This window comes from Prosthecobacter sp. (genome assembly GCF_044227185.1).
Taxonomy (GTDB): Bacteria; Verrucomicrobiota; Verrucomicrobiia; order Verrucomicrobiales; family Verrucomicrobiaceae; genus Prosthecobacter.
On the sequence record NZ_JBGAFO010000005.1, the window covers coordinates 142,865 to 168,471 of the forward strand.

18 protein-coding genes and 1 pseudogene are annotated in these 25,607 nt (G+C 62.4%); 8 read left to right on the forward strand and 11 right to left on the reverse strand.

What is annotated here, in order from left to right:
• The first annotated feature begins 1 nt into the window (after position 1).
• Both ACILSQ_RS13620 and ACILSQ_RS13625 read left to right on the forward strand, forming a co-directional pair.
• On the forward strand, positions 2-2,809 hold the full coding sequence (locus ACILSQ_RS13620) for a PSD1 and planctomycete cytochrome C domain-containing protein (protein ID WP_395744185.1): 2,808 nt from the start codon (positions 2-4) through the stop codon (positions 2,807-2,809).
• Positions 2,806-4,281 carry a DUF1501 domain-containing protein gene (locus ACILSQ_RS13625; RefSeq protein ID WP_395744186.1) on the forward strand — a complete coding sequence of 492 codons (1,476 nt, stop codon included), beginning with the start codon at positions 2,806-2,808 and terminating at the stop codon, positions 4,279-4,281. Before ACILSQ_RS13620 ends, ACILSQ_RS13625 begins: the two co-directional genes overlap by 4 nt.
• Positions 4,282-4,366: 85 nt before the next feature.
• Here the strand turns inward: ACILSQ_RS13625 and ACILSQ_RS13630 are convergent, their stop codons facing one another.
• Genes ACILSQ_RS13630 through ACILSQ_RS13655 form a run of 6 tightly spaced genes read right to left on the reverse strand, consistent with a single transcriptional unit; the run spans position 4,367 to position 10,201 of the window.
• Positions 4,367-5,248 carry a ribokinase gene (locus ACILSQ_RS13630; RefSeq protein ID WP_395744187.1) on the reverse strand — a complete coding sequence of 294 codons (882 nt, stop codon included), beginning with the start codon at positions 5,246-5,248 and terminating at the stop codon, positions 4,367-4,369.
• Positions 5,248-6,246 carry a nucleoside hydrolase gene (locus tag ACILSQ_RS13635; RefSeq protein ID WP_395744188.1) on the reverse strand — a complete coding sequence of 333 codons (999 nt, stop codon included), beginning with the start codon at positions 6,244-6,246 and terminating at the stop codon, positions 5,248-5,250. Before ACILSQ_RS13635 ends, ACILSQ_RS13630 begins: the two co-directional genes overlap by 1 nt.
• Entirely contained in the window at positions 6,243-7,247 is a 1,005-nt protein-coding gene (locus ACILSQ_RS13640) for a nucleoside hydrolase (protein ID WP_395744189.1), read from the reverse strand. The genes ACILSQ_RS13635 and ACILSQ_RS13640 overlap by 4 nt, the downstream gene beginning before the upstream one ends.
• 5 nt (positions 7,248-7,252) lie before the next feature.
• Positions 7,253-8,176: an ABC transporter permease gene (locus ACILSQ_RS13645; protein WP_395744190.1), complete on the reverse strand. Its 924-nt coding sequence runs from the start codon at positions 8,174-8,176 to the stop codon at positions 7,253-7,255.
• Between the two features lie 16 nt (positions 8,177-8,192).
• Complete coding sequence (locus ACILSQ_RS13650; protein ID WP_395744191.1) at positions 8,193-9,128, reverse strand: sugar ABC transporter substrate-binding protein; 936 nt, start codon at positions 9,126-9,128, stop codon at positions 8,193-8,195.
• A 53-nt stretch (positions 9,129-9,181) separates the two neighbouring features.
• On the reverse strand, positions 9,182-10,201 hold the full coding sequence (locus tag ACILSQ_RS13655; protein ID WP_395744192.1) for a LacI family DNA-binding transcriptional regulator: 1,020 nt from the start codon (positions 10,199-10,201) through the stop codon (positions 9,182-9,184).
• Between the two features lie 70 nt (positions 10,202-10,271).
• On the opposite strand from ACILSQ_RS13655, the gene ACILSQ_RS13660 reads away from it, so the two are divergent.
• Positions 10,272-11,543: a sulfatase gene (locus ACILSQ_RS13660; RefSeq protein WP_395744193.1), complete on the forward strand. Its 1,272-nt coding sequence runs from the start codon at positions 10,272-10,274 to the stop codon at positions 11,541-11,543.
• A gap of 30 nt (positions 11,544-11,573) precedes the next feature.
• Here the strand turns inward: ACILSQ_RS13660 and ACILSQ_RS13665 are convergent, their stop codons facing one another.
• A complete protein-coding gene (locus ACILSQ_RS13665; protein WP_395744194.1) occupies positions 11,574-12,581 on the reverse strand; it encodes a hypothetical protein in 1,008 nt (335 codons plus the stop codon).
• A 222-nt stretch (positions 12,582-12,803) separates the two neighbouring features.
• On the opposite strand from ACILSQ_RS13665, the gene ACILSQ_RS13670 reads away from it, so the two are divergent.
• The 3 genes from ACILSQ_RS13670 to ACILSQ_RS13680 are packed head-to-tail and all read left to right on the forward strand — an operon-like array spanning position 12,804 to position 17,727.
• Complete coding sequence (locus ACILSQ_RS13670; protein WP_395744195.1) at positions 12,804-13,334, forward strand: sigma-70 family RNA polymerase sigma factor; 531 nt, start codon at positions 12,804-12,806, stop codon at positions 13,332-13,334.
• Positions 13,331-14,878 (forward strand): LamG-like jellyroll fold domain-containing protein, encoded by a 1,548-nt coding sequence (locus tag ACILSQ_RS13675; protein WP_395744196.1) that lies wholly within the window; start codon positions 13,331-13,333, stop codon positions 14,876-14,878. The genes ACILSQ_RS13670 and ACILSQ_RS13675 overlap by 4 nt, the downstream gene beginning before the upstream one ends.
• Positions 14,875-17,727, forward strand: a complete 2,853-nt coding sequence (locus tag ACILSQ_RS13680; protein ID WP_395744197.1) for a PSD1 and planctomycete cytochrome C domain-containing protein — start codon at positions 14,875-14,877, stop codon at positions 17,725-17,727. The genes ACILSQ_RS13675 and ACILSQ_RS13680 overlap by 4 nt, the downstream gene beginning before the upstream one ends.
• 21 nt (positions 17,728-17,748) lie before the next feature.
• Here the strand turns inward: ACILSQ_RS13680 and ACILSQ_RS13685 are convergent, their stop codons facing one another.
• The 4 genes and pseudogenes from ACILSQ_RS13685 to ACILSQ_RS13700 all read right to left on the reverse strand — a co-directional run.
• The gene (locus tag ACILSQ_RS13685; RefSeq protein ID WP_395744198.1) at positions 17,749-19,185 is read right to left on the reverse strand and encodes a metallophosphoesterase family protein; all 1,437 of its coding nucleotides are present in this window, start codon (positions 19,183-19,185) and stop codon (positions 17,749-17,751) included.
• 29 nt (positions 19,186-19,214) lie between these two features.
• Positions 19,215-20,564, reverse strand: a complete 1,350-nt coding sequence (locus ACILSQ_RS13690; RefSeq protein WP_395744199.1) for a sulfatase-like hydrolase/transferase — start codon at positions 20,562-20,564, stop codon at positions 19,215-19,217.
• Positions 20,561-21,271, reverse strand: coding sequence for a hypothetical protein (locus tag ACILSQ_RS13695; RefSeq protein WP_395744473.1), 711 nt, complete (start codon positions 21,269-21,271; stop codon positions 20,561-20,563). The genes ACILSQ_RS13690 and ACILSQ_RS13695 overlap by 4 nt, the downstream gene beginning before the upstream one ends.
• 87 nt (positions 21,272-21,358) lie before the next feature.
• Positions 21,359-23,284: pseudogene (locus tag ACILSQ_RS13700) on the reverse strand (YHYH protein); the annotation flags it as partial.
• A gap of 125 nt (positions 23,285-23,409) precedes the next feature.
• On the opposite strand from ACILSQ_RS13700, the gene ACILSQ_RS13705 reads away from it, so the two are divergent.
• A complete protein-coding gene (locus tag ACILSQ_RS13705) occupies positions 23,410-24,108 on the forward strand; it encodes a response regulator transcription factor (protein ID WP_395744200.1) in 699 nt (232 codons plus the stop codon).
• A gap of 35 nt (positions 24,109-24,143) precedes the next feature.
• Positions 24,144-25,595 (forward strand): sensor histidine kinase, encoded by a 1,452-nt coding sequence (locus ACILSQ_RS13710; protein ID WP_395744201.1) that lies wholly within the window; start codon positions 24,144-24,146, stop codon positions 25,593-25,595.
• The last annotated feature ends 12 nt before the right edge of the window (positions 25,596-25,607 follow it).

A 25,607-nucleotide genomic window follows, 5' to 3' on the forward strand; every position in this document is an offset into this window, starting at 1 on the left:
CATGAAGTTGGTTGTTCTCACTCTCCTCGCCTCCTCCAGCCTTGCCGCTGCCGTTGACTTCGTGCGCGACGTGCGCCCCATCCTGCAGAAGCATTGCTACAGTTGCCACGGCGAGAAAAAACAAAAGTCCGGCCTCCGCCTCGACATCAAAGCCGCAGCCTTCAAAGGCGGCGACAAACACTCGCCCGACATCATCGCCGGCAAAGCCAAGGAAAGCCCGCTCATCCATTTCATCACCACCGATGATGATGACGAGCTCATGCCACCCAAAGGCAAGCTCCCCGCCAGCGACATCGCCACCCTCACCACCTGGATCAACGAAGGCGCCCCATGGCCCGACGGCGTCGATCTCGCCAAGCTCGAAGACCGCCGTGACCACTGGAGCTTCAAGCCTCTTCAAGTTCCAAGTTCTCCTCAAAGCATCGATTCCTTCATCGACGCCAAGCTCGCCGAAAAAAACCTCCACCGCTCCTCTCCCGCAGATCCCGTCTCGCTCATCCGCCGCATCACCTTCGACCTCACCGGCCTCCCACCCACACCCGAAGAAACCACCGCCTTCGAAAAAGAGTTCATCCAGGATCGAGCATCCAGCATCCAGCATCTAGTGGACCGCCTTCTCCAAAGCGAGCGCTACGGCGAACGCTGGGCCCAGCACTGGCTCGATGTCGTGCGCTACGCCGACACCCACGGCTTTGAAGTCAACACCGAGCGCCCCAACGCCTGGCCCTACCGCGACTACGTCATCCGCTCCTTCAACAACGACACACCCTACGATCGCTTCATCAAGGAGCAGATCGTCGGCGATGCCATGGGCCAGGATGCCGCCACCGGATTCCTCGTCACCGCCTCCGTCCTGCTGCCCGGCCAGATCGGCAAGGACGATGCCTCCAAGCGCCTCGCGCGGCAGGACTCGATTGATGAAATAGTCATGAACATCGGCCAGACCTTCCTCGGCCTCAGCGTCGGCTGCGCGCGCTGCCACGATCACAAGTTCGACCCCATCACCGCCAAAGATTACTACGCCATGCAGGCCTTCGTCGCCGGTGTCGAATATGCCGACCGCGATCTGCACACACCCGCCGCCGAGGCCGCACGCGCGGAGGAGAAACAGCTCAAAGCACGCCTCGCTGAAATCGACAAAGAACTCGCCCGCTTCGTACCCATGGCCAAATCCGGTGCCGAGCGCCCCATGATCAACGCCCGTGAAAACTCGGACCGCTTTCCACCGGTAAAAACGCAACGCGTGCGCTTCACCATCAAGTCCACTACCAACCTTGAGCCCTGCATCGACGAACTCGAAGTCTTCAACACGCGCGGCGAAAACGTTGCCCTCGCCACCACCGGCACCAAACGCAAATCCTCCGGCGACATCGGCGTGGCCGAGCGCCACGAGCTCCGCTTCCTCAACGACGGCCGCTACGGCAACTCACGCAGTTGGCTCTCCAACGCACTCGGCAAAGGCTGGGTGGAGCTGGAGTTCCCGCAGGAACAAACCGTCGAGCGAGTCGTCTGGAGCCGCGACCGCGATGGCAAATTCACCGACCGCCTCGCCACTGATTACCAAATCGAAATCAGCGATGCCGCCGGCCAATGGCACACCGTCGCCGATGCCAGCGACCGCCAGAAGTTTGACCCCAAGAACAAGAAGCTCGCCAAGCCCACACTCAAGGGACTCACGCCTGCTGAAAACAAACGCGCACGCCCGCTCTTCGAGGAGAAGTCCCGCACCGAGAAACAAATCGCCCAGGCCGTCAACTTGCAGAAAGTTTTCGCTGGCACCTTCCGCACCCCGGACGACATCCATCTCCTCAATCGCGGCGATCCCGAGCAGCCCAAGGAAGCCGTCACCCCCGCCGTGCTCAGCGCCCTCGGCAAAGTGACACTCCCCAAAGAGTCCGCCGAACAAGACCGCCGCCGCGCCCTCGCCGACTGGATCGCCAGCGCACGAAACCCGCTCACCGCTCGCGTCATGGTGAACCGCATCTGGCAGGGCCACTTCGGCACCGGCTTCGTGCAGACCCCCAGCGACTTCGGCCGCATGGGCATGAAGCCCACCCACCCCGAACTCCTCGACTACCTCGCCGCCGAATTCATCCGCAGCGGCTGGAGCGTGAAGCACATGCACCGGCTGATCATGCTCTCAGAGACCTATGGGCAATCAAGTCAGACTCACGATTTGGCAACGCCCCCATCAGTCAGCGCGCCTCAAGACAAAATCATAAATCATAAATCAAAAATCATAAATGAAGGCCCCCTTCTCGACGCCGACGTCCACTACTTTTGGCGCTTCCCCTCCCGCCGCCTCGAAGCCGAATCCATCCGTGACTCCATGCTCGCCGTCAGCGGTCGTTTGAATCTGCAGATGTATGGCCGCGGCTTCAATCTCTTCGATCAACGCGGCGGCCTCAGCGGCTTCGATCCCATCGAGACCTTCAACGCCGACAATCAGCGCCGCATGATCTACGCCCACAAAGTGCGCCGCGAACCCGAAACCGTCTTCGGTGCCTTCGACTGCCCCGATGCCGGCCAGAGCACCGCCCGCCGCATCGAAAGCACCACGCCCATCCAAGCCCTCAACCTCTTCAACAGCCTTTTCACCCTCGAACAATCCGCCGCCTTCGCCACCCGCATCCAGCAGGAAGCCGGCACCGACCCCGTAAAACAAATCACCCTCGCCTACCAGCTCTCCCTCGGCCGCGCCCCCACCGCCGCAGAACTCGCCGACACCACCCCTCTCGTCCATCAGCACGGCCTCACCGCACTCTGCCGCGCCCTGTTCAACTGCAACGAATTCCTCTTTGTACCATGAGCCTTCTATCCGAACACCTCTCCCCCGCAGGCCATGCAATGCTTGACCGCCGCCGCTTTCTCGGCAGCAGCGCCACGGCTCTCGGCTCTATCGCGTTAACCAATCTCCTCGGCCTCGACGGCCTGCTCGCAGCTCAGGCAAACGGCCCCATCATCGACCCCGCGCGCCCCTACGCCCCACGCCAGCCGCATTTCCCCGCGAAGGCGAAAAACGTCGTCGTCATCTTCTGCGCGGGTGCGGTCAGCCAGCTTGAAACCTGGGACTACAAACCCGAGCTCATCAAGTGGGACGACAAGCCTCTGCCCGGCGGCCCCGCCGTCACCTTCCAAGGGCCCGCAGGCAATCTCGCACGCCCTCAATACACCTTCCGCCAGCGCGGCCAGACCGGCAAATGGGTCAGCGACATGATCCCGCATCTCGCGGAGCTCACGGACGACATCGCCTTCGTCCACTCGCTCACCAGCAAGTCCAACACCCACGGCCCCGCCGAAAATTTCCTCTCCACCGGCTTCAATCTCGACGGCTTCCCCTCCCTCGGTGCCTGGACGACCTACGCGCTCGGCAGCGAGAATCAGGACCTGCCCTCCTACGTCGCCATTCCCGATCCACGCGGCGTGCCGCAAAACGGTGCCAACAACTGGGGCCCCGGCTTTCTCCCCGCTGCGTTTCAAGGCACCACGATGAGCTCCAAGGCTCCCGTGCGCCATCTCGCCGCACCCGGCATTTCCCCCGCTTCAGATCAGGCCGCGCGCTCCCTGCTTCAGCGCATGAATGCACGCCACCTCGCCGCCCATCCCGGCGATGGCAAACTCGCCGCACGCATCGCCAGCTACGAACTCGCCGCGCGCATGCAGCTCAGCGTCCCAGAGATCAGCGACATCAGCACCGAGCCCGCGCACATCCTCAAACTCTACGGAGCCGACGACACGCAGAACGCCGACAAAGCCGCCTTTGCCAAGAACTGCATCCTCGCCCGCCGCCTCATCGAAAAAGGCGTGCGCTTTGTGCAGCTCTTCAATGGTGCCTACGCCAGCGGCGGCAAGCTCAACTGGGACGGCCACAACGCTCTCAAAGAGCAGTACGACGTCCACGCACCCATCCTCGACCAGCCCGCCGCTGCGCTCATCCGCGATCTCAAATCACGTGGATTGCTCGACGACACCCTCGTCGTCTGGTGCACCGAATTCGGCCGCATGCCCTTCTTCCAAAAAGGCGCGAAAGGCCGCGACCACAATCCCGACGGCTTCACCTGCTGGATGACCGGCGCAGGTGTGAAGCCCGGCGTCAGCACAGGCGAGTGCGATGAACTCGGCCAGAAAGCCGTGAAAGACATCCATCCTCTCTACGACTTCAACGCCACCATCCTCCACCTCCTCGGCCTCGATCACGAACGCCTCACCTTCGAGCACAACGGCGTCCAGCGCCGCCTCACCAACGTCGAAGGTCACGTGATCAAGCAGATGCTGGCCTGAGCCTCCGAAGTGATGCGGGCACTCCTGCCCGCAACTCGAGCGTCCCACGACATTCGCTGCGGGCAGGAGTGCCCGCATCACTGCATCATCCCTTCACAAACACCTCAATCTCCCCCCGCGTCGGAATCGCCGGCTGCGCACCCGCCTTCAGCGTTGCCAGTGCACCCGCTGCATTCGCGAACCAAATCGCATCCCCCCTGCCCTCGCTGCTCGCCACAGCAAACGCTCCCGCAAAAGTATCCCCCGCCCCCACCGTATCCACCGGCGTCACCTGGGGCGGCGCACACTCCTCCCCCCCCCTATCCGTAATGCTCAGCGTGCTCTCCGCACCTCGCGTGATGATGAGATGCCGGCACATCGCCTCCTGCAAGCTCCGTCCCGGCGTGATCTGTGCCGCCTCGCCCTCATTCACGATCAACACATCCACCTCATACCGCGCCGCCAGATACTCCGCGCTCAGCGGCGAGGGGTTCAATATCACCCGCACACCTGCGCCACGCGCGATCTCCGCCGCACGCTGCACCACCGCCAGCGGGCACTCCAGTTGCAGCAGGAGCGCATCCGCAGCGCGTATCATCTCCGCATGCCAGTCAATGTCCTCCGGCGTGATCGCATGATTCGCCCCCGCATTCACGATGATGGAGTTCTCTCCGCGATCATCCACCGCGATCAAGGCTGTCCCGGTGGGCAGCGGCGAACGCAAAACGCCCGTCGTATCAATGCCTTCACTCTCCAACGTCTCGACATACCGCGCACCAAAGTCATCCTGCCCCACGCAGCCGATCATGCTCACCGCACCGCCCGCACGCGCAGCAGCCACGGCCTGGTTCGCCCCCTTGCCACCAAAGCACGTCAGCATGCTGCTGGACGTAAGCGTTTCCCCCGGCGCGGGAATGTGCGGCACACGCAGCGTGTGGTCCACATTCAGCGATCCGACAACGACAATCCTGGGGCGCTGCGTGGCCATCACTTCTTCGCGGCGGGTGGTGGTTCCACACTGAGCTGCACGATCGCCTCGCGCACCCGCGCCGCCTGCTCCGGGCTCATCACCAGAAAGCGGTGCCGCCCCTTGCCATCCTTGCTCTTGCGAAAGAGCGTGGCCGAATCATTTTCCACCGTGACATTCCCTGGTGGCGAAAGATCAAAGTAGCCGCGCTCCGGCAGCACCGCATACAGCACCGCCGTCGGGTCCCAGGTCGGGCGATCATGCGGCGGCGGATTGTACAAATAATAAGCCTCCTTCAGGGGATGATGCGGTATGTAGTTGAGATCCTCTTCGATGACCACATGCGGAAACGCCGCCGCCACACCGATCTCATACCCGCTCCACACCACCGGCGTCGGCCACTCCTTGGCCAGCTTTTGCGCCGCCGGCACATCCAGCTTCACATTGTACTCCAGATGCCGCGTGTCCCACTGCACCGTCTGAAACGCACCCGCCATGATGCTCAGATACTTCACCTTCTTCGCGATCAATTCCTTCCCGCCCGGCGAGTCCAGCAGACGCGACAGATTGGTAAAGAAGCCCACCTGCGCAATGACCACGCTGCCATCCGGCTGCTTCGCCAGAATGTCCTTGATCAGGCCCACCGACTCAGGCGCATCCGCCCCGCTTTTCAAATCATGCGGGTAGCGCAGGCTGCCGTCCTCGCTCTTCTCGTCCGCCAGCAGATTGAATTTCCCCGCCTCCTTCGCCGCGCCATCGCGCACTACACCGATGGGCGTGTCCGGGTAGCCATACAACGTGTTCACCGCATCCACAAACGCCGCCGCCTGCGGATGATCCTTCGTGATCGTCACCGCCAGCAGTTCACATGCACCGCGCTTCTGCAAATTGTGAATCATCGCCAGCGCCATCATGTCATCGACATCATTGCCCATGTCAGTGTCGAAGATGAGTTTGACCGGCGCCGCCTGAGACAGGCCGCAGAGCGCGCAGAGGAATAGGGTGATAAGCTTTTTCATTTCTTGGGTGGTTGCACAGTGGTTTGAACGATGGCCTCCAGCACGCGTGCCTGCTGCGCTGAAGTCAGTGTGAGAAATCGATCTCGCTTGCCGCCCTTGCCATCTTTGCCAGGCGGCGTGAATTTGGTGAAGCCATCCGCGCCCACGTTCACGCGCCCTGGGTCAGAGAGCCCAAAAAAGCCGCGCTCTGGAAACACCGCCTGCAGCACGCTGCTCTCATCCCAGCACGGCCGGTCATGCGCAGGCCCGCTGTGCAGCAGGTAGGCCTCCTTCACGATGTGGTGCGGCATGTAGCCAAAATCCTGCGCGATGCTCGCACGCGGAAACGGCAGCGCCTCGCCGATCTCGTACCCGCTCCAGTACACCGGCACCTCCTCCGGCCACTCCTTCGCCACCGTCTGCATGAAGCCGATCCCGTTGATCACGTTCGCCTCCAGGTGATAGTTCGTGTGATTGCAGAAAGCGAACGCTCCCGCCATGATGGAAAGCATCTTCACCTTCTTTCGGATCAGTGACGGCCCGTCCAGTGGCGAGTGTGCATCCGCCTTCGATTTGAGCAGGTTCGCCATGTTCGAGGCGATGCCCACGCTGATGATCGAAACACTCCCATCCGGCTGCTTCGTCAGCAGCTCACGCAGCAGATCCACCGCATCGCGCGCCGCATCGTTGCTCTTCAAATCATGCGGATAGTCAGGCGAATCCGCCAGCTTCAGATAACTGCTTGGGCGCTTCTGCGCCGTCGCATCACGCGTCACACCAATCGGCAGATCCGGCCTCCCATAAAACGTGTTCTGCGCATCCACAAAGCTAGCCGTCAGCGGATTGTCCTTCGAGATCGTCACGCCAAGAAACTCACACGCGCCACGATCTGCCAGCGTGTGGCACATCGTCAGCGCCAGCACATCATCCACATCTCCGGTGATGTCCGTGTCAAAGATGATACGTGGCTTTTCAGCCAAAGCCGAGGCACCAAGCAGCATTAAAAAAACAAGTGATCTCATGTCTGTTATTTCCTCCTCCAGGTATCCGCCAGCACCGCAGCCACGATGACCAGCCCGGTCACCACACGCTTCACCGGCTCGGTGGCTCCCACCTGAATGAGCCCCGCCTCCAGCGTGGCGATGATGAGCACGCCCATGAAGCTCTTCACCACCGAGCCACGCCCGCCCATCAGGCTCGTGCCGCCCACCACCACCGCCGCAATAGCCCCCAGCTCAAAACCCGTGCCCGCATTCGGGTCTGCCGAGCCCAACCGTGAGCAGTTGAAGACCGCCGCCAGTCCCGTCAGCGCTCCCGTCAGCGCATGCGCAAAGATACGCGGCCGGTCCACCGGCAGCCCGGAAACCAGCGCCGCCTCCCGGTTCGCTCCAATGGCGATCAAGTGCCGCCCCATCGCCATTTGCGAGAGCATCACCTGCCCCGCCGCCACCACCAGCAGGCTGATCACAAACGCAGGCGAAATCACCATCCCGCCAAACGGCGCACCCAGCGTCTCGATGTCCGCGCCGATGTACTTCGTCTGCGAGTTCGTGGTCAGAAACGCCAGCCCGCGCGCAATCTCCAGCATGCCGAGCGAAACAATGAACGACGGCAGCCTAAGCTTCACACTCACCGCACCCGTCGTGCCACCCAAGAGCGCTCCCACTGCCACGCAGGCCGTCACCGCCATCATCAGCCCCCAGTGCAGGTCCGCCATCAGCACGCCCGCCACCGCACCGCAAAAGCCCAGCAGCGATCCCACCGAAAGATCAATCCCGCCCGTCACCATCACCAGCGTCATCCCCGTGGCCACCAGCGCCAGTGCGGGGATGCGATTCGCCACCGTCCCCAGCGTACCCAGGCTGAAAAAACTCTCCCGCAGCACGCCAAACAACACGATCATGGCCGCCAGCACGCCCATGAGGATGAAGAAGTCGGTAAAGCGGCGCATGATTCAAAAAGCGAGGTCACTTCGTGATCACATCCACCGGCGTCTGCTGATCCGCAGGCTCCGTCTTGTCCTTCAAAACCTTGAGCGCCGCCTCGATGCCAAACACCGCGAGTTGATCCCCATGCTGGTCACACGTCGCCAGCACACGGCCATCCGCCAGCAGCGGCTTCAGCGCGGCGATGTTGTCAAAGCCCACGATCTGCACCTGCCCCGTCTTGCCCGCCGACTGCACCGCAGCCGCAGCGCCCAGCGCCATGTTGTCATTCGCGCACAGCAGCGCCTTCACATTCGGATTCGCCGCCAAAATGCCCGCCGCGATGCCATTCGCCTTCTCCATCTCCCACTGCCCGCTCTGTGACGCCACGATCTTCATGCCGCCCGCGTTCATCGCATCTTCAAAGCCCGCCTTGCGCTGCTGCCCGTTGAAGGCCGTCGTCACGCCCTCGATGATCGCCACCTCATCTCCCGCCTTGAGCTTCTTCGCCAGCACTTCACCCACCGCCTTCGCACCAGCGCGGTTGTCTGGCCCCACAAACGGCACGCTCAGCCCCGCCTGCTTCAGCGCATCAGCGTCCAGCTTGTTGTCGATGTTAATGATGAGCACGCCAGCCGCTTTCGCCCGCTTCAGCACCGTCACCAGCGCCTTCGAGTCCGCCGGAGCAATCACAATCGCCTGCACGCCCTGCGAAACCATCTGGTCCACCAGCCCCACCTGCTCGGCCAGGTCCGTCTCATTCTTGATGCCGTTCACGATCAGCTCGTAGTCCCCCGCATGCGTCGCCTGGTGCTTCTTCGCACCTTCGGCCATCGTTTGGAAAAACTCATTCGCCAGCGACTTCATCACCAGCGCCACCTTGGGTTTGCCCGTGGCGACTGCGCTGGCAGGTCCGCCCGCCGGCTTGCAGGAAAACAGCGCCAGACTGGCGAGGAGAAGTGGGACAAGGCATTTCATGGTTGAAAATTGGCAACTTTGCGCAAACGATTGTGCAGAAGGAATACTTTCGGTCAATCTTTCTTCTTGGGCCCGATGGAGGCGCGCTCGATCAGCCGCACTGGCAGCGTCGTCAGCGCCTTTCGTGAAGCCTTACCTCCTCGCTTGATCAGCTCGCACAGGCGGTCCACCGCCACCGTACCCATGTCCTCCACCGGTTGCGCCAGCGTCGTGAGCGGCGGGGAGAGCAGCGTGGCCCACGGCTGTTCGTCAAAGGCGATGAGCGAAAGATCCTCCGGAATGATGAGCCCGCGCTCGCGCACAGCCTCCAGCGCGCCCAGCGCCAGCTGATTGCTCAGCGCCAGCACCGCGGTGGGGCGCGGCTTCATCTCCAGCAGCCGCAGCGTGTGCTCGCGCGCGATGGCCTGCGAGTGCTCGCCACCCACAAGAAACTTCTCCTCAAAGCGCAGCCCCGCCTCGCTCAATCCTGCGCGATACCCCCGTACCCGCTCCACGATGACCGAGCTGTCCTCCCGTCCCTGCAGGCACGCAATACGGCGATGCCCCAGCTTCACAAGCCGCTTCACCGCCTCACGCGCTCCGGCAAAGTTGTCCGCCACCACCGCCGCCGTTTTCAACGCCGTGAACACACGATCCACCTGTGTCAGCGGCAGCTTGGAGGCGATGAGAGGCTGCAGGTGCGCACTGTCTCCTCCCACGGGCGCGAGAATCAGCCCATCAATGCGGCGGTCCAGCAGCGTGCGAATGCACTCCGCCTCCACTTCGTCGGATTCCTGCGAGTCCGCCAGTAGCACCGTGTAGCCCAGCGCCCGTGCACGGCGCTCCACCGCGCGCGCCAGCGCGGCAAAGAACGGGTTCGAGATGTCCGGGATCACCAGCCCAAGCGTCCGCGTGCTCTGCAGCCTCAGGCTGCGCGCCAGCTCATCCGGGCGCACTCCCATGGCGGCGGCTTCATCCAAAATGTGCTTCTGCGTCTCCTTCGCGATCCGAAACTCATCCCCCCGCCCCGCCATCACACGCGAGACCGTGCTGGCAGAGATGCCGAGATGCTGGGCGAGAGATTTGAGATTCATGCGTTTCAGGCAGGCGGTTTTCTGGCACAAACTGGCAACAAACCGGGATTACCGCAACGTCCCCTTCCATATGTTCCCTTCACGCCATCTTCTGCTCGCCTTCGTCCTCGCCCTTCAGGCACAGGCCGCGCCGCCCAATGTCATCCTCATCAACTGCGACGACCTCGGCTACGGCGACCTCGCCTGCTACGGTGCCAAAGACATCCGCACGCCGCAGCTCGACCGCATGGCCGCCGAAGGCACACGCTTCACCGATTTCTCGGTCACCAGCGCCCTGTGCACCCCCTCACGCGCCTCCTTGATGACCGGCAAGTATCCCGGCCGCGTGGGTCTGGCGGTGGGTGTGCTGCGCCCAGATGCCCAAAATGGACTCGCAGGCGGCGAAACCACCCTCGCCGAGGTATTCAAAGCCGCAGGCTACTCCACCGGCTGCATCGGCAAATGGCACCTCGGTTTCGTCAAAGGCATGCGCCCCATGGATCAGGGCTTCGACAGCTACTACGGCGTGCTGCACAACCTCGATAAATTCGAAACCATCGTCTTCGAAAAAGAGGGTGGCATGCCTGTGCTGCGGGGCGATGCCGTGGAAAAACGCCCCGCCGTCCCCGCCGAGATGACCGGCCTCTACACCGCCGAGGCGCTAAAGTTCATCGAGCAGCACCACACACAGCCATTCTTTCTCTACCTCGGCCACTCCATGCCCCACCTGCCCTTCGATGCCTCTCCGAAGTTCAAAGGCAAATCACAGCGCGGCCTTTATGGCGATGTCGTGGAAGAGCTCGACGACAGCACTGGCCAGATCATCGAAAAACTGCGCACTCTCAATCTCGCCGAAAAGACGCTGGTCATCTTCACTAGTGACAACGGCCCAGAACGCATCACACCCGGCACCGCCGCCCCGCTTTCCGGCGGCAAGCACACCGTCTTTGAGGGCGGCCTCCGCGTGCCCTGCCTCATGTGGTGGCCCGGCAAAGTCCCGGCAAATCGCGTGTGCTCGGAGTTCGTGAGCACCCTCGATCTCATGCCCACCTTCGCCCACCTCATCGGCACCCCACCGCCCGCTCAGCTCGACGGCTTCGATCAATCCTCCCTCCTTCTTGGCCAAGCCGGTGCCACCTCTCCGCGCACCACGCTCTATTCTCTCTACGGACTCAAAGACCGCCGCCAGGAGTCCATGCGCTCCGGCCACTGGAAACTCCACCTCGGCCCCACGCCCAAACTCTTCGACCTCCAAACCGACCTCAGCGAAGCCTCGGATGTCTCCACTCTGCATCCCGACATCGTTCAACAGCTCACCCAGTCCGCCCAAGATATCCGCAACTCTACAATCGCCGCCCCCTGATGTAGCTTCTCATTCGAGGAATGAAATGCTTTACACAACTTCGCCTGTTCGATTTCTTGGATGTAAAGCTGGTCGCGCTGAAAAGGTAAATGCACCCGCCTCCACAGCTTCGCGGATCGCGTCAAAAGAAAACCAGAGTTCATGTGACAGAAACTCCGCAGGCAGAGACTCCAGAGCCTGGGCCGCTTCTATTTTCGTATAGTGTCTCGCCTGTTCCGCAGTTGAGTTGGGATGAACGAAGCCACGCACGACGGACTGCGCATACTCCATATCCCTGATCTCATGAATCACAAAGTCGGTGTCGCCTGCCACAATGCCTTGGTCCTGCGCCCAGAAACAGAGGTCCAGTCCATGGCATGAACCTAAGTGGTTCACATGTCCGCTCTTCCGATCCACAATGAAGCCGGAACAGCCGACCCAGACGAAGGGGATATACCACCATCGAGGTGAGGCAAGAATATTGGTGTCGTCAAAGATGACCTCCCCTTCCCCGCCCGCCGCGATCCAGACATCCCGCAGGCGTTGAAGCGCTTGATCAAAAGATTTCTTCTCGCTAAGATCAATCGGCATCCCTTGTGCAAGCCTCAAGCGCTCCGCCAGATCAGACTTCAATTTTCTATTGTAATGATCAACACTATCCTGGTACGCCAGCCTGGCATCAATATCTTGAAGGCATTCCGGACAATCTGTAGTCGGAGCGTTTTCCCGCAGCACTTTTTCCCACCCCATCCTGACGATGCGCGACTTCCTGCCCACATCCATCCAGATGACATGCACCAATCCACGGGTGGAATCATAAATTTCACACAGTGAAATGGGATGAGCGATCACTTCAGCCTCTGCAAAAGCGATAGCTTCCGCCAATGATTCGAAAGTCATCCACACTTGACTGCTGTCGTTGTGCCAGCGGACATGGATTTGGTCGGTCTCCAATCCAGAAAGTGAAGCACGCTTTATGGCATACTGCCCCCCCAGCAATGGTGGAAAATGGGCAAAGCGATTTTCGCCTTCGTATTGATAGGGTTGAAGTGGATTCATAGAGCCGCTGCACGATGCCTGCTTCCGTGATGCACTTATAGGAGAAGGCTCCTCCCAAGACATGCAAAGGGTGCAATTGAAGCGGGGAGAGGCGCCTGATCAAACCTCAAAAGCACAAAATCTCAGAAGCCTTTCAAATCCCGCCCTTTCTGTCTATTCCGCGCCCCCCTTCTGGTACAATTTTGGCACTCTCCTCTCCCCCACCGGGATTACACTGCGGCCATGCCAGACTCTCCTTCCAGCACCGAGACCCTCGTCCTCCTGCTCACACAGCATCAGGAGCCGTTGTTTCGCTACATCTTCAGCCTCGTGCCACGTGAGGCGGATGCCCGCGACATCCTGCAGGAGACAAGCCTCGCGCTGTATCGCAAATTCGCCGAGTACGACACCACCCGCCCCTTCCTCCCCTGGGCCTACCGCTTCGCCTACCTCCAGGTGCAGAAGCATCGCGAAAAATCCTCACGCTCCCCGCTTCTCTTCAGCGAGGACGTCATGGACCTCCTCGCCAGCGAGCGCGCCCACATCGAGCCGCAGCTCGACGAGCGCCTGCGCCTGCTCGATGCCTGCCTGCAAAAGCTCACGCCGCAGGATCAGGAGCTCGTCACCAGCCGCTACGCCCAGCGCCAGAGCGCCGAGGAGATGATGAGCCGCTTTTCCCTCAGTCGTCGCACTCTGTTCCGCAATCTGGAGCTGCTGCGCCAGCGCCTGCACGAGTGCGTCTCACGTCAGCTTCACACCGAGGGCCTCGCATGAATCTCGAACACCTCATCCACGCCGCCATCGATGGCGAGATCACACTCGAGCAGCACGCTCATCTTGAAGCTCTGCTGCGCTCCGACTGGCAGGCGCGCCGTCTTTATCTGGAGCTCGTCGATCAGCACGCACGCCTGCTGCAACAGCCCGCAGTCAATACCGGCCGCCTGCAAACAGCCGCGCCCAGGAAATCTCCGCCACGTCGCTGGTGGCCGTCTCTCACTGCGGCCGCTGCCGCTGCCGCCATCGCCTGCGCCTTCATCTTCTGGCCGCGCCCTCAGGTAGAAACAGAGGCAATCTCCAACGGCGTCGCCATGCTCAGCCAGACCATGGATGCCACGTTCACCGGCACCACACCGCGCAGTGGCGACACCCTCAAGCCCGGGCGCATCCAGCTCGCCCAGGGCCTCGCGCAGATCGAGTTCTACAGCGGTGCCACAGCATTGATCGAAGGCGCTGCCGAGATCGAAATCGTCTCTGCCTGGGAGGCGCGCTGCCTCAGCGGTCGCGTGCGGGTGCACGTTCCGCCCGCCGCCCGTGGTTTCATGATGCATGCCCCCGGCATGAAGCTCGAAGACCTCGGCACCGAATTCGCCCTCAATGTGAAGGGCAACACCAGCGCCGTGCACGTCTTCGAGGGTGAAGTCATTGCCCACACCGATGCCCAAACTGCTGCGAGTTTGAAGCAGGGCATGTCCCTGTCTTCAGCCAAAACCGCCATCATCTCGCCGCAGGATTTCCTCTCCATCAATGAGCTTCACAGCCTCGTGCAACAGCGCGACACCCTGCGCTTTGATGAGTGGCAGCAGTGGTCGCTCGAAACGCGCAAAGACCCGCGCCTCATCGCCTACTACACCTTCAAGCACTGGGAGGACGACCGCTGGGATCGCCTCGTGAATAACTTCACCGAACCCCGCCGCCCCAGCCGTGCCGGTGGCGCAGTCGGTGCCAGTTGGACTCAGGGCCGCTGGCAGAAAAAGGAGGCGCTCGAGTTCAAGCGCCCCGGTGACCGCGTGCGGCTCAACCTCGACGGCACCTACCACGCCCTCACCCTCGCCTGCTGGGTCAAGGTCGATTCCGTGGACAAAAAGTACAACTCCCTCCTCCTCACCGATGGCTACGACAACGGCGAGCCCCACTGGCAGATCTACGAAGACGGCAGCCTCATGTTCTCCATCATGTATCGCCCGGCGGATGCAGCCAGGAGCGCCAAGCACAACCAAATGTACTACAGCCGCCCCGTCTTCACCGCCGACAGCCTCGGCCGCTGGCACCATCTCGCTGTCTCGTATGACAACGCCAGCGGAGAGGTCATCCAATACTTCGACGGCCAGGAAGTCGGCCGCGAAATCTCCACACTCCACCAGCCCGGCCGCGACATCGTTTTCGGTCCCTGCGAGATCGGCAACTGGGGCCTGCCCACTCAGGGCCACCAGTTCCCCATCCGAAATCTCAACGGTGCCATCGACGAATTCGCCATCTACAGCGCCGCATTAAAGGCTTCTGAAGTCCGTAACCTCTACGACCACGGCAAACCCGAATGACTACCAGCCCAACATTTTTCATCGGCCTGCTCCTGGCCGCATCTTCCCTCCATGCCGAGGATGCCGAGGCCCTCTTCGTGCGCCGCGTCTGGCCGCTGTTCCAGGAGAAGTGCCTCGCCTGCCACGGCAATGACGAAAAGAAGATCAAAGGCGGCTACGACATGCGCACTCAGGACAGCGCCATGAAAGGCGGCGAGAGCGAAAAGAAATCCATCATCCCCGGCAGGCCTGAGGACAGCCCGCTCTACCTCGCCTCCACTCGTCAGCACACAGACGACTGGGAGCCCATGCCCCCTAAGGAGGCGGACAAGCTCTACGCCGATCAGCTCGGCTGGATCAAAGCCTGGATCGCTGGCGGAGCTTCCTGGCCTGATGAAGCAAAGCGCAGTGCCATTGCCAAAGCCAACGCCGAAAAGTGGAGCGCTGAGGACGGCATCGTGGTCAAAACTTCCGGTGCACTCTCTCCCGAATGGGCCAGCCGCCGCTACAAGCCCGAAGGCCTCTGGGCCTACCAGCCCGTGAAAAAGCCCGCCGCACCTGCAGGCCAGCATCCCATCGACTTCCTCCTCGCGGTCAAAGACCCCGCACCCGCCGCCGATCCACGCACCTTCATCCGCCGCGCCACCTTCGACCTCACCGGCCTCCCTCCCACTCCCGAGGAGATCGCCGCCTTCGAAGAAAGCTACAGCAAGGATCCAGCATCCAGCATCCAGCATCTCGTCAACCGCCTGCTCGACTCCCCCCACTACGGCGAGCGCATGGCGCGGCACTGGCTCGATGTCACCCGCTACGCCGACAGCAGCGGCTTTGCCAACGACTACGAGCGCGGCAACGCCTGGCGCTATCGAGACTACGTCGTGCGCAGCTTCAATGCCGACAAGCCCTACGACCAGTTCATCAAAGAGCAGATCGCCGGTGATGAGTTGAGTAATGGGGGCATTCCTGCCCCCACAAATGCTACCACCAACACACCCAACTCCGAACTCCTCATCGCCACCGGCTTCCTCCGCATGGGGCCCTGGGAACTCACCGGCATGGAGGTCGCCAAGATCGCCCGCCAGCGCTTTCTCGACGACGTCACCAACAGCGTCGGCGAAACCTTCCTCGCCCACTCGCTCCAGTGCGCCCGCTGCCACGATCACAAGTTCGACCCCGTGCCCACGCACGACTACTACTCCATCCAGGCCTGCTTCGGCACCACCCAGCTTGTCGAACGCCCCGCACCGTTCCTCCCTTCAGAAAACACCACCGGCTTCGAGGAGAAGAAATATTTGGAGACCCGCCGCCTCGAACACATGGCCACCCTTGCCCGCCTGGACGAGAAGATGCTCGCCAACGCCGAAACATGGTTCGCCGAGAAAAAGCTCGACTCCGCCGCCTGGCACAAAGCCGTCGCCTCCGCGCGCACCTTCATTGAGGGCGGCGGCAAAATGAAAAAAGGCCGCAGCTTCACCGGCGTCTTCGAAACCGCGCGCGCCATGCTGCAAAAGCAGAACGTCCCCGAAGATCAGTACCCGCCGAAGCTCGTCGGCTTCGCTCCCGAAGACTATGGCAATGAGCGCGTCGCCCGCAAAGGTCTCGAGCGCCTGAAGTGGGAGCTGGAGCGCTACGAGCCCTTTGCCTTCAGCGTCTATGATGGCCTCACCCCGCAGGTCACCAGCATCAATCAGCCCATCCGCATGCCGCTGGAGCCCATGGCCACTGGCGAGCTCGAAAAGACCGCCATCCTTGGCGGTGGCGATCCTTTTTCGCCGACTCAGCCGGTAAAGCCCGCGGCTCTTTCTGTGCTCGGCACCGTCGAGTTTCCCGATGCCATCGAAGGCCGCCGCACCGCATTGGCAAACTGGATCGCCAGCAAGGACAATCCCCTCACCACCCGCGCCATCGTGAACCGCCTCTGGCTCTGGCACTTCGGTCAGGCCATCGCGGGAAATCCGAACAACTTCGGCAGCACCGGCAAGAAGCCCACGCATCCCGAATTGCTCGACTGGCTCGCCGCCACGCTGGTGGAAAAAAACTGGTCCATCAAAGAGATGCACCGCCTCATCATGACCAGCGCCGCCTACCGCCGCAGCTCGGAGCTCAAAGAAGGCTCCCCGCTCAGCCATGAAGACGCCGAAAAATCCTACGCCGTCTTCAAGCCTCGCCGCCTCATGGCGGAAGAGATGCGCGATTCCATGCTCAGCATCACCGGCGAGCTCAATCCCACCCTCGGTGGCATCCCGAACCGCCCTGAGATCAACATCGAGGTCGCCATGCAGCCACGTCAGGTCATGGGCACCTTTGCCGCCGCCTGGGTTCCCAATGCACTGCCAGCACAGCGCCACCGCCGCAGCCTCTACGCGCTGAAGATTCGCGGCGTGCGCGATCCTTTCATGGAGGTCTTCAATGAACCCGGCCCCGATTTCTCCTGCGAGGCGCGCGAGGTCTCCACCGTCACCCCCCAGGTCTTCAGCCTCTTCAATGGCCAGTCCATCCACGCCCGCGCACTCGCGCTCGCAAACCGTGTGCTTAAAGAAAAGCCGGCCGATGTCATCACCCGCATCTTCCAGCTCACCTACGGCCGCGCCCCATCTTCCGAAGAAAAGGCCGCATGCGCATCTCACTGGCAGGCCATGGAGAAAAAGCAAACCGGCCTCACCTTCACCAAATCATTCCCGCCCCTCACTGTGAAGCGCGATGCCGTGGAAGAAAACACCGGCGAGAAATTCAGCTTCCAGGAAAAGCTTCCCGGTTACGCCGACTTCGTCCCCGATCTCCAGCCCGGCGATGTCGATGCCCGAACACGTGCGCTTGCAGACGTCTGCCTCGTTCTGCTGAACTCGAACGAATTCGCCTACGTTTATTGAGCTGCGCCGAAACCCCTCCCTTCAGCGACGAAGGAAAGGCTTCAGGCTGTAGCTGTGCTCCACGTTCCCGTTGGGAATTTCGTCGCGTGTCACACCGGGCACAATGGAGCGCACATACTCCACCCGCGCCTCCCCGGGCTTCACGATGACGCGCAGGTGACCGGAACTCCCGCGCACCGTTCCTTTGTAGCCATACTCCTCCGCGCTGCGGGTGCCACCGCTGGGGTGCCCCGGCTGCGGCACTTCCTGGTAGGTGATACCATCCAGATCCTCGGGCACATACAGGTGGTCGTGCCCATGAAAAACAGCGCTTACACCATGCTTCACCATCAGCGCATGGATCGGCAGTGGCCAGCCCGGCCGGCGCGCGGCAAATCCCTCGCTGCCATCCGCATTCTTTCCGCCCCACTCCATGTAGGGCGCTATCCCGGCACCTCCGCGAGCATCCTTCCCCAGGCCGCCGGCCAAATGGTGGATGAAGACAAATTTAAACGGCGCGCGGCTGCCCTCCAGCGTGTGCGTGAGCCAGCGGTACTGGGCCTCTCCCAGCGTTGCTCCCCAGTTGTCCTCCCCGCCACGACTTGTCGTGGACCAGAAAGGATCCAGCACCACAAAGAGTGCGCCACCCCACTCCCAGGCATAATAGTTTTGCAGCAGGCCCGCGTTTTCAAACAGAGTGCCGTTGCCTGTGTAGATGCCTCCCGGCTCAGGGTTTGGAAAAAACTTCTTCCGCATGCCCAGGGACCACACCGCCATTTCCGGGCGCTCTCCTTTTTCGCCGTCATGATTCCCCAGCGTGAAAAACACCGGCACGCTGTGCGCCACACGTCCCAGGTAAAAGCGCTGCGCCAGATACTGCGACGACGCGCGGGTGTAGAAGCTGCCAAACTTGTCCACCATCGTCGTGTCTCCCAGGTCCACCAGAAAGTCGGGCTTGTCCGCCAGCATGTTTGCCAGCGTCTGCTGGTACACGCGCACGTCCGTGCTCATGTCCAGATGCGAGTCTGCCTGCATCACAAACGTGAAATTTGACCCAGGCCTGCGCTGCGTGTGAAAGCTGCGCACCACATCCCGCACCATCTCCCCGCCCCCACGCCGATAAGCGAAGCGATAGTCATACGCGGTGTCCGGCTGCAGGCCGTGCAGCACCACCGTTTGCGGCTCGCCGGATTTCAACCGCATCACTTCAGTGCGCTGTGGCCCTGGCCCATACTCGATGAATCCCTCCATGTCCTCCCACGCGAGCACGCTCACCGTCACCGAGTCCGCGCCCGGCCGGCACAGCCACACATTGAAAAGATAAGGCGGCACCACTGCCGGCTCCACCTGCCCGCCCGGACCGGCGCCGCGGCCTTTTCCGCCGCCTCCGGATTTCTCATCCGGCGCTGCAGCGATGAGCAGCAGGCCCAGCAGCGCGCATGCCACTGAAGTGCAAACCGGAGTCACTTTTCTTTTCATGGAGGTCAGTTCGAAATGGTTCACGGCGCTCATTTTCCTTTGCCCTTGCCTTTTCCTTTTCCCTTGCCCATGGGCCGGCCGCCCTGCGCGAATTCTCCGCGCTCCAGCGCCGCATAAGCCGGCTCGCCCAGCCCCGCACGCACATGTGCCTTCAGCTCTGCCTCCAGTTGTGCGGCGATCTGCGGCTGCTGCTTGGCTGCATCGCGTGTCTCGCACATGTCATGCGCCAGATCAAAGAGCAGCCCCTCCTTCGTGTCCCAGAAGTAGAGCAGCTTGTAGTCGCCGCGGCGTATCGCCGACTGCGGGTGCTCCACCTCCACCGTCTGGTGCCACACGAAGCGGTCGATCGGCCGCCTCACCGGCTCCCTGCCGCCGCTGCTCAGCAGCGCCTTCCAGCTTCCGCCTTCGGTCCCCTTGGGCATGGGAAATCCGGGCACGGCATAGTCCAGCACGGTGGGCATGATGTCATAGCTGATCACCGGCGTGGCGCAGTGCGTGCCGCCTTTGATTCCCGGTCCCCGCACGATCAGCGGCTCGCGCAGACCGCCCTCGCCCAGATCCCCTTTGCCGCCGTTGAGAAAGCCCGTGCGCCCGCCGTTGTCAGAGGTGTAGATCACCACGGTGTTCTCCGCGATGCCCAGTTCATCCAGCTTCTTTAAAACCTCGCCGATGCAGGTGTCCAGATCCTCCGTCATCGCCGCCATCACGGCACGATCGCCACGACCGCCTCCGCCTTGAAGTCCCTCATACTTTTTGAGCGTGGCGGCCAGCGCCTGCGGCGTCTGATGCACAGCGTAATAGCTGAGCTGCAGGTAGAACGGATGCCCGCCTTTCACCTGCTCCTCCATGAACGCCTTCGCACGACGTGTGATGCCAAAGGACTGCTTCGGGTCTTCCGGATTCGGAGAGTCGCCGTCCTCGTTCATGGTGATGCCGTCGCTCGCATCATAGCCCATGGACTGCGGCGTGTGAAACCACTGCCACTTGCCGTAATGCGCCGCACGGTAGCTGCCATTGGCGCGCTTCAGCGTGTTCGCCAGCGAGTCGGTGACGGGCGCGCTCCAGTTGCGCGCGTTTTTGTCAGGTGCATTCAGCGATGTGGTTGTGCGGCCCATTTGCATGGCCGCGCGGGAGCACTCGCATTTGCAGTGCGCTGAATAGGCCTGCGCAAAGGTCATGCCCTGCGCCGCCAGCTTCTCGAGATTCGGCGTTTTGAAGACCCGGCTCCCGCTCGCCGCCTCCTGCGGCATCATGCGCACCGAGGTACCGTTCCATGACTGGTCATCCGCGAGGATGAAAAGAAAATTGGGTGCCTTGGCAAAGCCGCAGGCCGTCAGGCAGAGCCATGCGAGGAGTGAAATGGGGAAGGAAGATTTCATTGCAGCGGCGCTCCTTTCACATCGAGATCAGGTTTGGTGTTCCACCGCGGCGTCCAGCCGGGCCTCTCCACGCGAGTGCGGAAGATGATCGTGTTGTCCAGCGCCAGGTCATCCGTCCAGATGAACTTCGCGCCTTCGAAATCATGCTCAAAGTAGGGCTGCTTCGGGTCCACCTCCTCCACGCTGTACTCCCTGGCATTTTTCCAAGAGCTGTCGTCAAAGGACACCGCCCACCAGTCCTGCGGCAGGGGCTCCTGCACCACTTTGGGATTGGCCGTGTCTCCGTTCACCGGCCCATGAAAGAAGCACTTCGCCTTCCAGCTCGCATTCGTCACGGTGCCGTCCGCAAACTTCAGGATGAACCCGCCGTCGCCGATGCTGGTGCCATACTCCATGCCGGTCTTCGGGTCCGCATTGTCCTTCGCCAGCACGGCGATGGTCATGGGGTACTCCGGCAGGAAGTCCACGCTCACCACGTTGTGCGGCGTGAACTGAATGCTGTCCACCGCCACCAGACGCCCGTTCACATACAGCATGAACCAGTTATCTGCATAGACGTTGAGTTTCATCGTGTCGGCGATGCTGGGCTTCACCAGCCCGGGCGGGCCGCCCTTTCCTTTTCCTTTCGCCTGCCCTTTGGCGCTGCTGGCACCACCCTCCTGTGGTGGAGGTGGCTGCACTGGAGAAGCGGGCGGCGCCTCATTCATCGCGCCAGGCCGTGGTCGTTGGCCGCCTTGAGCTCCGCCTTCTCCTGCCTCTCCCTGGCTCACATGAATGACGCGCAGCGATGAAGAAGCCAGAACCTTGCCTTTGATCGCAGCCAGGAGTTCCTCCCTGCCAGGCATGCCGTTGACCACCGGCTTTTCAGCGAGCGCGTACAGCGTCAGCACATACACCTTCGCGCCCGGCCCGCGTGAGTGCGGCGGCTCATACCCCTGCTGGCCTTTGAAGCTGGTGCCCATCCTGCCCACGCCCGTCACGTTCTTCGGCAGGCTGGTGAGTTCTCCTGGCAGGTCATACAGCGTCCAGTACCACTTCATGTTCCCCTCCCGGTCGGCGTGGTCCATGATGAGCGCGTAGCTGCGCGTTCCGGCAGGCGCGCCGTTCCAGGCCAGCGGCAGCGTGGCCCCTGCGCCATCGCCCGTGTACTCCGCCGGCATCTGCTTCATGTCTTCCACGGCGGAGCTGGTCAGGAGAAATTTGCCATCGCTGCTGCGTGGCTGGTCCGGCCGCTCCACGAAGTTCTCCTCTTTGCCGCCGCGTCCCCCGCCCTGCGGTGCACCACCCATCGGGCGTCCTTCCTTTTGTTCACCGCGTGGCCCTTCGCCCGCGGGAGGCGGCTGTACCTGCCACTCGCCAGGATCAAGCTGCCCGTTGCGATCACGGTCCTGCGCCTGGAAATCAGCGCGCGCCTTCGTCATCGCTTCCGCCAGGGGCGCACCCCTGCGCGCGGCCTCGGCTTTCGCATGATCCGCAAACTCCTGCGCGGAAACAACACCATCCCCGTTCAGGTCCAGCATCGGCTGCGGCGGTGCATCACTTGTAGTGCGGGGCGGCATGTTTTCTTCCCGACCGCCTTTGCCCTGCCCCTTGCCCTTGCCTTTGCGCATTTCCCCGCCACCGGGCGATCCCTGCTGCGGAGGTCCTCCGCGGCCACCTCCTCCCCCGCCACCGCCACGGGCGCTGTAAACCGTCTCCACCATGCCCTCACGGCCATTGTCAAAAACGAAGGGATAGGTGCCGTCACCTTTGATCGTATAGGACACGCTGCGCTTCTCGCCGTTCACCTCGTAGCTTAGCTTGTAACCGTTTTTACTGGTGCTCTCAAACGCGGTGATCTTTGCCCCGCGCAGCGGCGGCGTGTCTGGCCGCACCGGCTGCGCACGCGGCTGTGGGTCCACCTGCTGCTCGTATTCCACCACCTCCCCATGAAAGCCGCCGATCACATACGGATACTTCATGGCCGCATGGTAGTGATACCCGATCCCCGCAGCCTCATGCCCGTGGCACTCGTCCAGCTTTCCCACCGGTGAGCCGTCCGGCTCTGTGAGGCCATAGATCGGGTAGCCGTCCAGCGCATACGCCACCGGCATGCCCTTCCCGGCCTGCGCCTGCAAATGCAGCGGCGCGATGTGGTAGTGGTAATCGTCCGCGCGTCCGCAGTGCCCTCCCCACTGGTCCAGCTCGCCGATTTCATACGACACTTCGCCACGATTGTTCTGCGGATTGAAAATCGGAATGCCGTTCACCGCCAGCGCGATCGCCCCGCGCAGAAAGCGCCCTTTGATCATCGCAGGCTGAGCCGCCGGCTTCGGGTGCAGCGGGATACGCCACGCATTGTCACCGAAGTAGCTCTGCGGCAGCGGCACCTGCTGCTGCCACGCCGTGATGCCCACCATCATGCCATGATCAGGCATGCCGTTGGACCCCACATAGAGAAAGTCATTGTCCGACCTCAGATCCAGGCGCGTGAAAGGCAGGAAGGCCTTCGCCGTCTGTGGTGCCTTGGCCTCATTGGCCACAGCGGCGGCGGCCAGTTGCAGCATGGGCGCGGCTGCCGCGGTGCTGTGGGCCGCGCGCTCCCGCTTCCACTCTTCCAGCACATGCTCGCGCAGTTCCTCCCGCTGCGCGGGCGTCAGATCCTTCATAGCGCCAGCGCTCCAGGGGTGGGCCTGGGCGCAGACGCTGGTCATCAAAAAAGCAATCCAGTGATGTTTCATACGTCCCCATTCTGGAAGTCCTGTGTCAGTGTTTCTTCACCCTTGGGCGTCTGTTTTGTCAAGATTCCGTAAAGAGGCTCGCCCGCACACCACGAATTGGGTTAATCTTCCACGCTTTCTCCCCCATGCGCATCCTCATCATCGACGACGACACCGAGCTTTGCCAGCTCGTGGCCGACTACCTGAAGCCCATGGGTTTCGAAGTGGAAGCCGTGCATGATGGCGACAGCGGCGCCCAGCGTGCCACCACGGAGCCGTGGCAGGCGGTGATTCTGGACGTGATGATGCCCGGCTGCGATGGCTTTGAAGTTCTGCGCCGCATCCGCGCCAAGTCCAAAGTGCCCGTGATGATGCTCACCGGCCGCGGCGAAGAGGTGGACCGCATCGTGGGCCTGGAACTCGGCGCCGATGACTACCTGCCCAAGACCTTTTCCTCACGCGAGCTGCTGGCCCGCCTGCGCGCTGTCCTCCGGCGTTCCGGCTGGGTGGCCGAAGCCCCGCCCGCAGCCGCGACGAAGGAACTCATCATCGGCGATCTGCGCATCAATCCTGAATCCCACGCCGTGGTTCTTGGAGACGAAGCTCTGCAGCTCACGCCCGCAGAATTTGGCCTGCTGCTGGCCCTCGCCCGCGCCGGCGGCCGTGTCAAAACACGCGAGCAGCTCATCGAAGAGGTGGCAGACCGGGAGTGGGACGTGTTTGACCGCGCCATCGACATGCACATCTCCAGCCTGCGTAAAAAGCTGGGCGATGACCCCAAGGAGCCCCGCTACATCAAAACCGTGCGCGGCTACGGCTATCAGCTCGCCCGCCCTTCGCACTGAGTTTTCATACTGTTTCATACCACGACTTTCCGCCAATGCCCCGCCTCAAGCTGCCCCTCTACCTGAAGATCCTGCTCTGGTTCCTGCTGAATGTGGCGGTGCTGGCCGCCCTGGGCTTTGGCTTCATGCGCGCGCAGTTCAAGCTGGGGCTGGACTGGATGCTCGCAGGCGAGCCCGGCGACCGCATCGCCGCCCTGGGCGACTCCGTTTCCCAGGAGTTTTCCCGTCTTCCGGAAAGCAGGTGGAACGAACGGCTGCAAGCCTACGACAGTGCGCACGGAGTGACACTGGCGCTGTTTGACAATCACGGCACCCAGGCTTTCGGCACGCCTGTCTCCCCTCCGCCTGAAGTGCTGCGCAAGCTCATGGACCGCCGCCCTCCAGGGGAGGAGCGCCCGCGCCGCCAGCCCGGCCCGGTGATGAAGCGCCCGGCGGATGCGCCTCCCAAACCGCGCTTCATGCTGCGTGGCGGTGAACCCGCCCGCTACTGGGCCGGCATTCACCTGGATCTCCTGCGGCAGGACAATGGCACACCGCTCGTGCTGCTCATGGCCTCAGACAGCCTCAGCGGCGGCGGCCTGCTGTTTGATCTGTGGCCGTGGCTGGCCTTTCTCGCGGTGGCGCTGCTCGTATCAGCTCTGATGTGGATGCCCTTTGTCAGCAGCATCACTCGCTTCATCCGCAGTCTGAACCACGCGGCGGGCCGCATCGCCCGTGGCAAATTTGGCGAACGCGTGAAGAGCGGCCGCAGCGATGAACTCGGTCAGCTCTCCGACTCCGTGAACGCCATGGCCGCACAGCTCGGCGACTACGTGGCGCAGCAGCGCCGCATCACCGCAGATGTGGCGCATGAGCTGTGCTCCCCCATCGCCCGCATGCAGATGGCTCTGGGCGTGGTGGAGCAGCGCGCCAGCCCGGAGCAGACCACGTACCTGCAGAAGCTGGACAACGAACTGCAGCACATGGCGCGTCTCGTGGAGGAAGTTCTGGCTTTTTCCAAAGCGGAAACTTTGCCCGAGCGCGAAGCCCCGGAAACTGTGGACCTCGCCGCTCTGCTGCGGCAGGTCATCACGCGTGAGGCGCCGGATGCTCCCGTGCGTCTCGACATTCCGCCCACGCTGCCACCACTGCACACGCTTCGTGGCGCATTGGATCGGGCGGTGGGAAACGTGCTGCGCAATGCGGTGCGCTACGCCGGCGGTTCTGAAATTGAAATCCACGCCGCCACCTCGCCGGACGGCATGCTTACCCTGCAAGTGCTGGACCGTGGTCCTGGTGTTCCTGCCGAGGCGCTCTCCCGTTTGTTCGAGCCCTTTTTCAGGCCCGAGGTCGCGCGCAGTCGCTCCACCGGCGGCAGCGGACTGGGATTGGCGATCACCCAGCGCTGTCTGCAGGCCTGCGGCGGCGACGTACGCGCCCTCAACCGGGAAGGCGGCGGCCTGGAGGTGGAAATGCGGCTGCCGATGAAGCTGCGCGCCAGCGCCTGACCGCGTCCTCCA